Source organism: Rivularia sp. PCC 7116 (assembly GCF_000316665.1).
In the GTDB taxonomy this organism is placed as follows: domain Bacteria; phylum Cyanobacteriota; class Cyanobacteriia; order Cyanobacteriales; family Nostocaceae; genus Rivularia.
In genome coordinates this window covers 783,451-796,336 of sequence record NC_019678.1, presented here as the reverse complement: position 1 = coordinate 796,336, position 12,886 = coordinate 783,451, and the positions used below count along the sequence as shown (strand labels likewise).

Genomic DNA, 12,886 nt, shown 5'->3' with positions numbered 1-12,886 from the left:
GTTTACAACATCCAAACTCTGGGTAAGCAGCTACTACGATTTAAAAAAGATATCCGCAGTAACTGCCAAACACTAATAAACCAGTTTCTCACTTTGGCTGTAGAATCACCACGGTATCTACACAAAAGTCCATTTTCTATACGAGTAACACCTTGGGAGGAGGGGGGGATGGGGAGAGGGGGAGAGGGGGGGATAAATAAAGTACGTATTTTTTGGACTATTTCTGGGGAAACTGGTTTTCCTATATAAATTAAAGTTCCTACAATGGGTTTTCCTGCTAAAGCGTGGGGACTATGAAAAACTTCTTCGCTACCCGGTAAATATTGTCTATCAATCCATAATGGTTTGTTGTTTTGCCAAATTTCGGTATTGCTTCTCCATTCTCCTGTGAGAAATTTTTCTTGTCTAGCGGTACGTCCAAATCTGGTAATTTCCCAGCCAATAAAGTTTGCATCATCGGCTAATTCTATCTTGATATCTTGACGAAAACTTGCACCGCTAAAAACGATTGTTTCTTGAGGAAGCCATTCTAAACAAGCATTTTTATCAATTTTTATATCTATATTTTGTCTGGCTTGTAAACCGTTACTACGGTAAATTTTATTTGCTGCTGCTGTTGTAATTAATGCTTTTGAATCGGGTTGCAGATGAAAATCAGATGATAAGCGATCGCCACCGACAATTCCCCCGGCAGTGTGTAAAATTACGCTATGACAAACTGATTGCCCTTCGGGATAAAAGGGACGCTGTACTTTTAACGGGGCTTGATTTCGACTTTGAATTAATGCCGTTTTATTTTGGCTATGGTTGTAAACTAAATTAAGTTTTCCATGCCAGCTTTGAGAAGATTCTGCTTCTGGGCAGAGTTTTTGCATTGCCGTTACTAAATTCGATATTTATTCTATCAAAGCACGAATAATAACCACTAACTGCATAAGTTGATTTGACTTATACCTATTAATAGATAGCAAAGATTGAACCTCAAATGCTCCTTGGGTGGAAGGGAAGGATTTTTCCTCACCCTTCTCCCTTTTCTTATTTGAAAAAAAAAATAACTTTAATTTTACGAAATTATGGACAAATTCCGAACCTAATCCAGTGTTACTTTGTTCGTACCATTCAAAGGCATCTTGAACATCAAATTCTGCTTCTGGGCTAATAATTAACTGATAATTCATTTATCAAAACCCAGACACTGTTTAACCTCTTCCCAGGTTGAACCTTGCTGTGGATTTTGACAATACTGTTAATTAACTTCTCCCAAATTAACGCTGGTAAAATAAGTCATATAAACAAAATCTTTTTCGTTCTTAAATCGCTGATATAATTTCTCAAAATCAGCAATTAATTTATCATAACCTTCCCCTGTTTTAGGAAGATAAGAAACACTCATTGCACGTCCAATTAATCCAGTGAAATCTAATTCTTGTTGATAAAAAAATGTATATTCTTGAAAGTTTTTGAAATAATTCGTTGCTGTTAAAGGTTCAACAGATTTCATCTTTGCTTCTGCTGGACTATTGTTTGATGCTTCGCGAACAATTCTGCTATATTCTGCTGTGAATTCATCGCTTTTATCGCGATTATTATAAACTACTGCTAATTTCCCTTGTGGTTTTAAAATACGGCGAAATTCCGCTAAAGTAGGTTCGGGAGTAAACCAGTGAAAGGCTTGAAAACAAGTTACTAAATCAACTGATGCTTCTGGTAAATTAGTATTTTCTGCGGTACCATCTTTCCATTCTACCGAAGTTGTATTATCTCTAATACCAGCGTTTCTCATTTCGGAATTTGGTTCAATTGCAATTACTTTTATGTCACGAGCAGCTAATAATCTCGAAGAAATTCCGGTACCTGCTCCAATATCTGCTGCTGTAATTGGTAAGGTGAAATTTTCCAGGATTTTATCGATTGCTGCTTTCGGATAGCTGGGACGATATTTTACGTAGTCTTCAACTCTATCGGAAAATCGATTTTGGGGATTTAGTGTGTGTAGTGCTGTTGATTGTTTGTTAGTTTCGGTCATTTTAGGTGGTGATAAAAAGATACTCCCGGAAACCTCACCCCCTTCCCCTCTCCTTGTTAAGGAGAGGGGTGTATGGAACCCCCTTCCTCTGTTTGCTAACTTAGATAGAGGTGTATGGAATCCCCTTCCCCTCTCCTTGACAAGGAGAGGGGTGCCGTAGGCGGGGTGAGGTAATGTGTGAAATTAAACTTATAAAACAGTCGCTAAATGTACGCTATTACGATAAACAAGATAAACGAAACCGTCTGAATTACGAAAGCGCTGAAACAAATCTTCTAAATCGTCAGTAAGTTGCTTTTGTACTGTTTCTTCGGAAGAAATAAACGAAACACTTAGAGCAAGTCCAATTAAACTTGGTAAATCCAATTTTTGTTTATAAGGAAATTTATAGCAATCAATATATTCAAAATCCGAACTTTCTCGTAAAGGTTCAATTTTAGAACTAAAATCTGTTGGCGGACGATTATTCGCTGCTTTACTAATTATTTCACCATAAATTTGTGTAAATTCATCTTCGCGATTGATATCTTGAAAAACAATTGCTAATCTTGCTTTTGGTTTAAGAATACGGCGAAATTCGGATAATGTTGGTTCGGGATTAAACCAGTGAAAAGCTTGAAAACAAGTTATTAAATCAACCGAAGCATCTGACAAATTAGTTTCTTCTGCACTTCCATTTTTCCATTCAACATTTTGATGTTTTTCAGCAGCTTCTCTCATCGCTGAATTTGGCTCAATTGCAATTACATTTACACCCCGTTTTGCTAACTGACGCGCAGCAATTCCCGTACCAGCACCAATATCGGCTGCTAAAAGTTGATTTGATGAAGTTAAATTTTGTAGAATTTTATCAATCACTGTATCTGGATAAATCGGACGGTATTTTGTATAGTTTTCTGCTTTCTCTGAGAAGCGATTTAAGGGATTGAGGTTGTATAAAGGTGTGGTGAAATTCATTTATGGAACCTAGGTCGATGCAATACAAATTTTACCTCACCCTGTCCTTGCGGACATCCCTCTCCTTAACAAGGAGAGGGAAAAATAGTCAATAATAAACATTAAAAATTCTACTGTGATATTAGCATTCATCTAATTACAGCGATTACTTTAAACACTTTTACAATGACTAAATTAACAGTTCCCGGTATTCAACCTTTACCTGTATTTGGACGCACTATATTAGTATCAAAATTTGTAAAAGATTCTCTAGGTTTTACCAGTCAACTATTCCAAAAATACGGCAAATTAGTTTCCCTTGCTCGTGGTGGTAGTACTAATCTTTACTCACCTTTACCGAACTGTCCCGGTACTGTTTTTACTTATGGTGCCCAGAATGTTCAAACTGTCACGAGTCAACATGAAATTTATCATAAATATCCTTTGACTGGTGGACTTTACAGCAGACGAGATGAATCCCCGCGCACGGAACCTTTAAAGCATTTTGGTGTAGGTTTATTTGGTGTAAATAATGACGAACATCGTCGTCATCGTCAGTTGTTAATGCCAGCTTTTCATCAAAAACGTATCGAGTATTACTGTAATACTTTCAAAGAAATTACTGAATCAATTAGTCAGCAAATAGAAGTAAATAAAGTCACAGATATCGCAAAATTGATGCGAATGCTGACATTGAGAATAGCTACTAAAACTTTATTCGGTGCTGATATTGGAGAAAAAGGTAGTAAAAGTGCTGAACTTCTCAAACAAATTGGAATTCTTTTAGGTAATCCCACAACGATGGTTTTTCCTTTTGATTTACCAGGGTTTCCCTTTTACCGAATGATGAATTTAATGGCTGAATTAGACGAGGATATGCGGGAGATAATTCGCTCTCGAAAAGCTTCAGATAGCGATACCGGAGACGTGCTTTCGATGTTAATTAAGGCAAGTGATGCTGAAACCGGAATGACACTAAGTGAAGATGAATTACTCGGACATGTCAGTGTAATATTTGCTGCCGGACACGAAACCAGCGCTAATGCTTTAACTTGGACATTATTTTTACTTTCTCAACACCCAGAAGTTGCAGCAGATTTATTAGACGAACTCGATACGGTATTGCAAGGAGAAGCACCAACTATCGAACAATTGCAGCAATTACCGTTATTGGAGCGGGTTATTAAAGAAAGCATGAGGATATTAACTCCCGTACCTTGGAATGCTCGTGCTACATCCCAACCAACTACTTTAGAAGGTTATGAATTACCAACTGGAACCGAAGTTTGGGTGAGCATTTTTCATACTCATAGAACCCCCGATATTTATCCAGAACCTTTGAAATTTAATCCCCAACGTTGGGAAACATTAGAAGTAGATAACTTTCAATATAATCCCTTCAGCGCAGGCTCTCGTAAATGTATCGGAGCGGGATTTGCGTTGATGGAAATTAAGATTGTTTTAGCAATGTTATTACAAAAATTCCGCTTTCAATGTTTACCACAACAAAAAATTACTCGTAGCGCTTTAATTGTTCTGGCTCCTAAAGGTGGTTTGCCAATGTTGATTTGTCCGCAAGATAGAGAATTTAGTCAAGGTGTTGGTGGATTGAGGGGGAATATTCGAGAATTAGTTGAATTACAGTGAACAGTTATCAGTTATCAGTTAATAATTAACTGTCTTCCTCTTCTTTTCTTCCTCTGCGTACTCTGCGTACTCTGCGGTTTTTTTTATCTGTATCTACGGTTATAAACGAATTAATTGAGGGGTGCATTATTCTTGTTTTGTTGTTTATACCTCAGTGAATGGTATATAACAAAGAATATGCTGAAGATAAATTGAAAAATACTCAAAAACAAAGCGAATACTAAAAATAAATTATCGCGTTTTCTATCAGGATGAATAATTTCTTTTTTTAATACTCCATTAATGTATCTACGTTCTATTTTTGGAGTGACACATTTATATTGATATTCAACTGAAAATCTTTCATATTTTTCATAATCATTAAACCAATTCTCGTCACAAAAATAATCATTAAACCCTTCTATTTCACGATTGTATGTTATACGTTCGTACAATTTACCTTGAAAATATTGACTTGATTCAAGAGTATGACCTTTTCTATCTATAATTTTACTTTCTAAAAGAATATTACTCTCTGGATGATATTTATTTATTACTTGAGAACCATCAAGATTATTAACAGTCTCCGTTCTAGCTTCAAGTATAGAATGGAATTCTGGATTGTATTTCAGTAAAATATTTTTTGCAGCAACTCGATTTTCTTCTAAATTTCCTGATTCATCTATATAATAAGCACCTGTTTCATAACATTCTGCAATATACAGCATCATATTAGTCAAGCTTCTGTGAATTATATCTATTCCTTCATATGTATGTAAAATAAGCGAATTTTCTGTATTTTCTTCAGCACCAACTACTGCAAAAAATTCTCCTTCAAATTCAAACAAGGGAAACCAACCAAAAGGAAGTGATAAACCCCAAGCTTCTTCACACAGGTTTGATTCTTCTAATGTTTCTTCTAAAGGAAGAAAGCGGTAATACCTAAAAAAAGCAACTTCCATCATCAATCATTCCATTTCGCCATTGATAAAGCTCGTAAACTTCTTGAGTTAATCGAAATGGTAAATCTTTGACTTTTTCGTCTATTTCTTCAAGGGTTAATCCTGGTTGCAGAGAATTAATAGTAGAAGGTTTGTTGTGTTGAAACCAATTTAAAATCCTATTGAGAGCGTTTGTTAATTCGGACATTATTAAATAGCTTTGTCATATAAACAACCATTTACAAAATAACCCAAATCAATCTTGTAGTACATATGTCCGCATAAATCTTGATAAAATCACCCCTTGCACATGACGTTACGTCAGGCTCTAGGATGAATTCATCAACTGCATTTCTCTGGTAAAAGGAACCGAGGTGATGATGTCTGAAGCGATGAAGATTGGTGAATTAGCAAAGCAAACGGGACTTTCAATTCGGACTTTACATTATTACGACGAAATTGGATTGCTTTCGCCTTCCGATAGAAATGAAATTGGACACCGATTATATAGCGACGAAGATATTATTCGGTTACAGCAAATTCTGTCGCTTAGACAGTTGGGTTTTGCTTTGAAAGAGATTCGTGAATGTTTGGAAAATCCGGATTTTTCGCTTTCCCAAGTCATCAATCTACATCGAGACAGAATGCGAGAACAAATCGCTTTATCTCATACTTTACTCGAACGTTTAAACGGAGTAGCCAGAGAATTGGAAACAACTAAATCGGTTGCGGTTGAAAATCTTATTCAAGTTATGGAGACAATTACTATGTCGGAGCAATATTTTACACTAGAACAGCAAAAAGTTATCGAAGCAAGGTTTCAGGATGTGGAACCGGAATGGCAAGAGTTGATAAGTAGAGCGCGGGCTGAGATGAGTAAGGGAACAGATTTAAATAATCCTTCAGTGCAAGAACTAGCAAGGATTTGGCAGTGGAGCATGAAATCATTAATTCGTGGCGATCGCTCTCTCTATGAGTCTCTTGTAAAAACGTACCAACAACAGGGTGGAGAAGCCGCAAGTTGGGGTGCAATGGATACCGCGACATTTGAGTACATACTGAAAGCAGTTTCATTTCTATCAATTGCTGAAGAGGTAAATATAGTTATATCGGATGAAAGTTTTACCTCAGATGCACTGCGAGTAATTAATTTAGGATTAAATGCTGTTAGAGAGTTAAATTATGATTTTTACGGTACCGAAGGAATACTTTTGGGGTTTTTAGCAGAAGATACAGGTGTTGCAACTCAGGTACTTAAAACTGCGGGGGTAGATTTTGAAACTGTACGGAATCTCATCGTCAAATTGTTAGGTAAACGTACTCTTGGAGAACTAACCCTGCCCGAAAAAATTCCTTTTGCTCCCAGAATGAAAAGGGTTTTTGAACTTGCTCGTGAATCAGCAAATAAGTCAGGAAAAGAGCGGATTGATTCCGGAGATTTACTATTAGGTATATTAGAAGAAGCTAAAAGAGGAGGAGGAGTAGCAACTTATATTATTAAAGAGAAGTTGGGAATAGATTTATTAAACTTGGAGCAACAGTTAAGATTGGCAATGCCGGAATAGTTAGTAATTTAATGTTTATTTTCTACTTCAACTTTTTGATAAAACAGACAATTCTATCAACTTCTTCAAATCCTAGAGCTTTGTGAGCGGCGATGCTAATTGAATTTTCAATTTCAGCATCGCTTGCTAATTCGTTAAAACCGTTTTCTATTGCCCAACTCTGGGCATTTATAATTAATTTTTTACCGTATCCCTTGCCTCTAATATCGGAATCAATATACCATCCTTCCACATAAGGAACTTGTTTTGATTCAGTACCTTCTGCGTAGTTCCTTATATTTAGTTCAATAAAACCACCTAATTTACCATTAGTCCTTTCCACAACAAAGACTTCAACAATATCCACTTCTTGTTGGGAAAAGTATTTATCGATATATTGTAGATGTTCTTGGAGAGAATCAGACCAAAGCGAGTTTCTCATTCTAGCCCACTCATCTCTATCAGTTAATTTAACCTTTCTAATCTTCATATTATTCAAATAATGAATTCAAAACCAACTTTACACTTCTTCTGTGGCAAAATGGCTAGTGGAAAATCAACTTTATCAAAATCCTTAGCTAATGAAAATAATGCGATTCTCATGGCTGAAGATGTTTGGTTATCTCAACTTTATCCAGAAGAAATTAATGATTTCAACGATTACATCAAATATTCGCGTCGATTAAAATCAATTTTGACTCAACATATCCAGGATATTCTTATTCAAGGTACATCAATTGTTCTTGATTTTCCCGGGAATACTCCATCACAACGCAATTGGTTTCGTTCAATCTTTGAATCGGTAGAAGCAAATCATTTACTTCATTACATAATTGCATCTGATGAGCTTTGTAAACAGCAATTAATCATCAGAAACAAAGATAAACCTGAAGGTGCAGCGTTTACTACCGAAGCAGAATTTGAAGCAATTACAGAATATTTTCAACCTCCGACACCAGAAGAGAAATTTAATATTAAGACTTATCGGAAGGATTGAAATTTACGTTTAGTATTGTTCAATTCCAATAAAAATAAAACTTATGAATACTACCACAGCAATAATTCGAGTTGCCAAACTCGATGATACAGACTCCATAATGAGCTTGGCTGATGCAGTTGGTTTATTTGAAGGGGAGGAACTTGAAGTACTCGGTGATATGCTGGGTGGTTATTTTGACGGTAGTCTTGGGGAAGGACATTCTTGGATTGTTTGCGACGATGGTGGAGTCGTGGGAGTTGGGTATTTTGCACCGGAACAATATGCTTACGGTGTTTATAATCTGTACTTTATTGCAGTTCATCCCAAGTATCAGGGAAAAGGGTATGGCACTGCAATGGTTAAACATGTAGAAAAAACTTTAAAAGAGCAGGGGGAGCGTTTGTTACTGGTGGAAACTTCTGGTTTACCAAACTTTGAGTTAACACGGAAGTTTTACCGCAAGCAGGGTTATGAAGAGGAAGCAAGAATTCGGGATTATTATAAACCTGGTGATGACAAGATTATTTTTCGGAAAGCATTGTAATACCATCTTCTCCCTCTTCCCCCTCTGTTATTAAATGTATTGTGAAACACACAGAAAATAAACCCAAATCAAATGATGTTAGAGCAACTATTGCACTACAAAAGCTATTCTGATTTGGAATACACCAAGGGTTAATTAATAAAAAGTACCAATGTTGCTCTGGCTGAGAATAATAAAATCAGTTTTGGGGAGTAGACATTTCTTTATGTTCAGATGCTTTTAATCCCGATAGCTGCTGATTACTTTTAATTTGAATCACAAATTCTGTTCCTTGACTGGGGGTGGAGTAACATTCAAGCTTACCACCATGCTTCTCGGTGACGATTTGATGGCTAATAGATAATCCCAATCCAGTACCCGAGCCAACGGGTTTTGTAGTGAAGAAAGGGTCGAAAATTTTGTCAGTGATTTGCTCTGGGATACCGTTTCCGTTGTCCGCTATGCGGATTTCTATCCATCCATCTAGTAATTTACTGGTACTAATCAAAATTAGTGGTTGTGTGTTTCCACTATCCATTGATTCTTCTAAAGCATCAATTGCATTTGCCAAAATATTCATGAATACTTGGTTTAATTTGCTCGAATAGCACTCTACGATTGGTAATTCACTATATTTCCGAATCACTTCAATCGCAGGATGTTTGCTACTAGCTTTGAGGCGATGTTGTAAAATCAACAAAGTACTTTCTATACCCTCATGCAAATCCACAGGTTTGAATTCTGCTTCATCAAGACGGGAGAAATTTCTTAGGGAAAGAACAATTTGACGAATGCGATCGCTACCTACTGTCATGGAAGAGATAATCTTGCTTAAATCTTCTTGTAAAAATTCTAAGTCCAATTCTTCGGCGCAATCTTGAATCTCTTTTTCGGGTTGGGGATAATGCTTTTGGTAAAGTTCCACGAGCTGCAATAAACCTAGGCTGTATTGCCGAATATGCTTGAGGTTGCCGTGGATAAAATTCACTGGGTTGTTAATTTCATGAGCAACTCCTGCAACTAGTTTACCCAGGGAGGACATTTTTTCTTTTTGTACTAGTTGCAGTTGAGTGCGTTTGAGGTTGTCTAATGTCTGAGTCAACTCTGAGGTACGTTGGCTTACCATACCTTCCAAAGTCTTCAAGTTCCTTAATTGTAAATGAATTCTAATGCGTGCTAATACTTCTTCATGATGTATGGGTTTTGTAACATAATCTACAGCACCAGCATTTAGCCCTTTGAGTTTATCAGCGCTGTCTGAAAGTGCGGTCATAAAAATAACCGGTATATCCTGGGTAGTCGGATTTGCTTTCAGTCGCTTGCAAGTTTCAAATCCGTCAATTCCGGGCATCATCACGTCGAGTAAAATCAACTGGGGTAGGTAGGATTCTAACTTTTCTAGTGCTGCTTCTCCATTTTTAGCGATCGCTACTCTGTAGCCTTGTTCGCTAAGTAAATCAAATAAAATTTTTAAATTAGTATGAGTATCATCTACTACTAAAATTGCGTTTTCTTGAGGAATAATATTCATTGGTATTAAATTATTAGGCTATTAAACTTTTAAACTTTTAAACTTTTAAACTAAAGGCTTGATTAAATCGAGAATGGCTATATCGTCTAAGTTATGACTTAACTGAAGCAATTTGTCGGCAAAGGGAATGTATTGACGATCAATTTGTTTGAGACGATTCGCTTCCTGCTGCACATCCCCGATAAAACCTTGCTTTGCAGCTTGGTAAATAACTGTCAATGATTCTTTGGGTGGTATGACAATTTCTGTCTGTTGAGTTTCTTGAGATGGTGCTTCTAGATTTTGCTTGCTATCTTCAATCCACTCAATTGCTAAATATTTTTGCAATATTTGTAACAAGTCTGCAATTTCAAAGGGTTTAGCTAGGAAACCCGTACAGCCAGAATCTTTTGCTTCTTGGGGGTTAACCCGCGATAGCTGTGCAGAAGAAGCGACAATCGGCATTGTGGAAAAATTTGGCATTTGCCGTAAATGGCGAGTCATTTCCAACCCATCCATAACTGGCATGATTGCATCTGTAATGACTAAATCTGGTTGAATTTGGATGATTTTCTCCAGCCCTTGCTCTCCATTTTCTGCTGCAATGACTCGGAAGCCCAAAGGTTCTAATATATTAATGACAACATCCCGGTTTGCTTGACGATCGTCTACTACAACAATGGTTAAACGATTGCCTTGATAACCAGTAATTCTTAAGGAAGAAAATTCCTTTTGAGTAGTAAACCATTCATTCGCAAGGGGTAATTCCAAGTCAAACCAAAAAGTACTACCCTTTCCCAATATGCTCTCAACTTGAATATCACTTCCGATCATTTGTAGAATTTGGCGGCTAATTGCTAGCCCCAATCCGGTTCCTTCGGTGTTATGCAGGTGTTTGCCAGCTTGCTCAAAGGGTAAGAAAATTTTGGTCAGTTTATCTGGGGGAATACCAATACCGCTGTCTTTTACCAAGAAACGAATCTGACAAGTTTGCTGGGAATTGACTGCATTTGACAATACCTCAACCCGGAAGGAAACCCCTCCTTCATCAGTAAATTTAACAGCGTTACTAAGTAAATTTAGTAATACCTGCCTCAAACGTTTATCGTCAGCACGGACAGCAACGGGTAGTTGCTCGTCGGGTTGATAATCAAGAAAAATATTTTTTTGCTCGGCTTTTATGCAACAAATATCAACAGTAGCTCTAAGGAAATTACCTAAATGGAAATCTTGGGGATAAAGTTCCATTTTTTGCACTTCTAATTTGGAAAAGTCGAGAATGTCGTTGATTAATGTCAACAGATGAGAAGCGCATTGGTAAATAGTAGTTAATCCTTGTCGATCTTTAGCTGCGATTTTGGAATCCCGTTGAAGAATTTGCGTGTAGCCTAAGATTCCGTTGAGAGGGGTTCTCAGTTCGTGGTTCATATTGGCGAGAAATTCACTCTTGGAACGGTTGGCGACTTCTGCGAGTTCTTTTGCTTGTTGTAATTGGGTAGTGCGCTCTATAACCCTTTGTTCTAAATCGGCGTTTGCACCTGCCAACTGGACTCCCATTTGCTGTAATTCTGCTATTGCTTCTTGACGTTTGCTCCACAAATTAGTTAGCAACCATAAAACCAAAGCTAAAAATCCCATTACACCCGTATAGACAATCAGCAGAATCGGGATAATAGAACGCACCTGCTGCTCTAATACCGCTGTTGGTACAAAAGTAACCAACTTCCATTTATAGGATTTAGCATCCACAGTTCCTTGACTCAAGTCAGAAAAGTTAGAAATTCCTATATTTGATTCCGAACTCCAAATATCTTGCAGGGGGTAGATTGTGGTAAAGCTAAATAAACCATATGGTGTCTCTAACTGACCAGTTTGCAGGTTTGATATCTGCTTCCATACTTCCGGGAACTGATTGCTAAAGGTAATATTTTTGCGTTCCTTATACATGAAGCCCCACTCATCTTTTGGTTGTGTACTTTTCAACCAATACCCTTGTGCATTCAGTAGAAAAGTTTGACCGATAGTAGTGGTTTTTTCCTGCTCTAATTTGTTTAAGATATCTTTTGCGAGGTAATTAAGGATAACCATACCTTGCATTTTTCCATCATTAAAAATAGGAGTAGTAAAGCGAATCATCGGCTTGATTGGTTGTTCAATCTTTCCCCGCTCTACGTTTAAATCCATTGGTGAAATAAAAACTTCTCCCTCCTCCAAGCCAAGGCTATTCTGAAACCAGTAGCGTTGGGATTGATTTTGTAGATATTTTTCTGGGACAATTCCAGGCTTTCCTTGGTTAAAATTCACCCTTACCTTTTCTTTACCAGAAATATCAATGATGCGTATCTGATCGAATACCTCTTTCTGCTTCGATATAACCAGAAATTGATTGGCAATCAATTGTCGATACTCATCTCTATTTTTTGACAAAATCTGAGGACTTAGTATAATATTTGCCTCACGCCAAGTTGACAGAATCATCAAATCAGCCCGCACGAAACTAAAACGATCTGCTAAACTTCCTGCTTTAATGCGAACGCTCTGGTTTTCAGCAATGGCAATTGCACGGCGATCGCTATTCTTTTTATTTTCATAAAACCCTGTAAATATAGCTCCCAAAAATACGGCTACTGGTAAAAACATACCCATAAACCGCTTGACAATTACAGACATCAAGCGACTCCTTTCAAGTCTTCGAGTAAAAATCGACTATCTATATAGATAATTCCCAATACTGATTGATGCCTAACATCACAGATAAAAATTGAATCGTAAATATACTAATTACTAGTACTATAATAAAA

13 protein-coding genes are annotated in these 12,886 nt (G+C 37.0%); 4 read left to right on the top strand and 9 right to left on the bottom strand.

Annotated features, from left to right (window positions below):
* Positions 1–2 precede the first annotated feature (2 nt).
* From RIV7116_RS03010 to RIV7116_RS02995, 4 genes are all read right to left on the bottom strand, one after another.
* A complete protein-coding gene (locus RIV7116_RS03010; RefSeq protein ID WP_015116791.1) occupies positions 3–875 on the bottom strand; it encodes an urease accessory protein UreD in 873 nt (290 codons plus the stop codon).
* A 21-nt stretch (positions 876–896) separates the two neighbouring features.
* Complete coding sequence (locus tag RIV7116_RS36790; RefSeq protein ID WP_015116790.1) at positions 897–1,178, bottom strand: hypothetical protein; 282 nt, start codon at positions 1,176–1,178, stop codon at positions 897–899.
* 68 nt (positions 1,179–1,246) lie between these two features.
* On the bottom strand, positions 1,247–2,026 hold the full coding sequence (locus RIV7116_RS03000; protein WP_015116789.1) for a class I SAM-dependent methyltransferase: 780 nt from the start codon (positions 2,024–2,026) through the stop codon (positions 1,247–1,249).
* 189 nt (positions 2,027–2,215) lie between these two features.
* Positions 2,216–2,983 carry a class I SAM-dependent methyltransferase gene (locus RIV7116_RS02995; protein ID WP_015116788.1) on the bottom strand — a complete coding sequence of 256 codons (768 nt, stop codon included), beginning with the start codon at positions 2,981–2,983 and terminating at the stop codon, positions 2,216–2,218.
* Between the two features lie 165 nt (positions 2,984–3,148).
* Between RIV7116_RS02995 and RIV7116_RS02990 the strand changes: the two genes are divergently transcribed.
* Positions 3,149–4,609, top strand: coding sequence for a cytochrome P450 (locus RIV7116_RS02990; RefSeq protein ID WP_015116787.1), 1,461 nt, complete (start codon positions 3,149–3,151; stop codon positions 4,607–4,609).
* 110 nt (positions 4,610–4,719) lie between these two features.
* Here RIV7116_RS02990 and RIV7116_RS02985 read toward each other — a convergent pair whose 3' ends face one another.
* Positions 4,720–5,553: a hypothetical protein gene (locus RIV7116_RS02985; protein ID WP_157229246.1), complete on the bottom strand. Its 834-nt coding sequence runs from the start codon at positions 5,551–5,553 to the stop codon at positions 4,720–4,722.
* Positions 5,531–5,737 (bottom strand): hypothetical protein, encoded by a 207-nt coding sequence (locus RIV7116_RS02980; RefSeq protein WP_015116785.1) that lies wholly within the window; start codon positions 5,735–5,737, stop codon positions 5,531–5,533. The genes RIV7116_RS02985 and RIV7116_RS02980 overlap by 23 nt, the downstream gene beginning before the upstream one ends.
* A 169-nt stretch (positions 5,738–5,906) precedes the next feature.
* Here RIV7116_RS02980 and RIV7116_RS02975 point away from each other — a divergent pair, with 169 nt between their 5' ends.
* Positions 5,907–7,094 carry a MerR family transcriptional regulator gene (locus RIV7116_RS02975; protein ID WP_198287573.1) on the top strand — a complete coding sequence of 396 codons (1,188 nt, stop codon included), beginning with the start codon at positions 5,907–5,909 and terminating at the stop codon, positions 7,092–7,094.
* Positions 7,095–7,116: 22 nt separating this feature from the next.
* On the opposite strand, the gene RIV7116_RS02970 is transcribed toward RIV7116_RS02975, so the two are convergent.
* Positions 7,117–7,563 carry a GNAT family N-acetyltransferase gene (locus RIV7116_RS02970; protein ID WP_015116783.1) on the bottom strand — a complete coding sequence of 149 codons (447 nt, stop codon included), beginning with the start codon at positions 7,561–7,563 and terminating at the stop codon, positions 7,117–7,119.
* A gap of 12 nt (positions 7,564–7,575) precedes the next feature.
* On the opposite strand from RIV7116_RS02970, the gene RIV7116_RS02965 reads away from it, so the two are divergent.
* Both RIV7116_RS02965 and RIV7116_RS02960 read left to right on the top strand, forming a co-directional pair.
* The gene (locus RIV7116_RS02965; protein ID WP_015116782.1) at positions 7,576–8,070 is read left to right on the top strand and encodes an ATP-binding protein; all 495 of its coding nucleotides are present in this window, start codon (positions 7,576–7,578) and stop codon (positions 8,068–8,070) included.
* A 43-nt stretch (positions 8,071–8,113) separates the two neighbouring features.
* Complete coding sequence (locus RIV7116_RS02960) at positions 8,114–8,596, top strand: GNAT family N-acetyltransferase (protein ID WP_015116781.1); 483 nt, start codon at positions 8,114–8,116, stop codon at positions 8,594–8,596.
* Positions 8,597–8,774: 178 nt separating this feature from the next.
* Here RIV7116_RS02960 and RIV7116_RS02955 read toward each other — a convergent pair whose 3' ends face one another.
* The gene (locus RIV7116_RS02955) at positions 8,775–10,106 is read right to left on the bottom strand and encodes a sensor histidine kinase (RefSeq protein WP_015116780.1); all 1,332 of its coding nucleotides are present in this window, start codon (positions 10,104–10,106) and stop codon (positions 8,775–8,777) included.
* 45 nt (positions 10,107–10,151) lie between these two features.
* Positions 10,152–12,755: an ATP-binding protein gene (locus RIV7116_RS36785; RefSeq protein WP_015116779.1), complete on the bottom strand. Its 2,604-nt coding sequence runs from the start codon at positions 12,753–12,755 to the stop codon at positions 10,152–10,154.
* Positions 12,756–12,886 lie beyond the last annotated feature (131 nt).

Bases quoted from the DNA above. Each gene is read 5' to 3' on its own strand.
- RIV7116_RS02980 (WP_015116785.1), bottom strand. From the start codon at position 5,737: ATGTCCGAATTAACAAACGCTCTCAATAGGATTTTAAATTGGTTTCAA.
- RIV7116_RS02960 (WP_015116781.1), top strand. From the start codon at position 8,114: ATGAATACTACCACAGCAATAATTCGAGTTGCCAAACTCGATGATACA.
- RIV7116_RS36790 (WP_015116790.1), bottom strand. From the start codon at position 1,178: ATGAATTATCAGTTAATTATTAGCCCAGAAGCAGAATTTGATGTTCAA.
- RIV7116_RS02970 (WP_015116783.1), bottom strand. From the start codon at position 7,563: ATGAAGATTAGAAAGGTTAAATTAACTGATAGAGATGAGTGGGCTAGA.
- RIV7116_RS02985 (WP_157229246.1), bottom strand. From the start codon at position 5,553: ATGATGGAAGTTGCTTTTTTTAGGTATTACCGCTTTCTTCCTTTAGAA.
- RIV7116_RS02955 (WP_015116780.1), bottom strand. From the start codon at position 10,106: ATGAATATTATTCCTCAAGAAAACGCAATTTTAGTAGTAGATGATACT.
- RIV7116_RS02995 (WP_015116788.1), bottom strand. From the start codon at position 2,983: ATGAATTTCACCACACCTTTATACAACCTCAATCCCTTAAATCGCTTC.
- RIV7116_RS02965 (WP_015116782.1), top strand. From the start codon at position 7,576: ATGAATTCAAAACCAACTTTACACTTCTTCTGTGGCAAAATGGCTAGT.
- RIV7116_RS02975 (WP_198287573.1), top strand. From the start codon at position 5,907: ATGATGTCTGAAGCGATGAAGATTGGTGAATTAGCAAAGCAAACGGGA.
- RIV7116_RS02990 (WP_015116787.1), top strand. From the start codon at position 3,149: ATGACTAAATTAACAGTTCCCGGTATTCAACCTTTACCTGTATTTGGA.
- RIV7116_RS36785 (WP_015116779.1), bottom strand. From the start codon at position 12,755: ATGTCTGTAATTGTCAAGCGGTTTATGGGTATGTTTTTACCAGTAGCC.
- RIV7116_RS03000 (WP_015116789.1), bottom strand. From the start codon at position 2,026: ATGACCGAAACTAACAAACAATCAACAGCACTACACACACTAAATCCC.
- RIV7116_RS03010 (WP_015116791.1), bottom strand. From the start codon at position 875: ATGCAAAAACTCTGCCCAGAAGCAGAATCTTCTCAAAGCTGGCATGGA.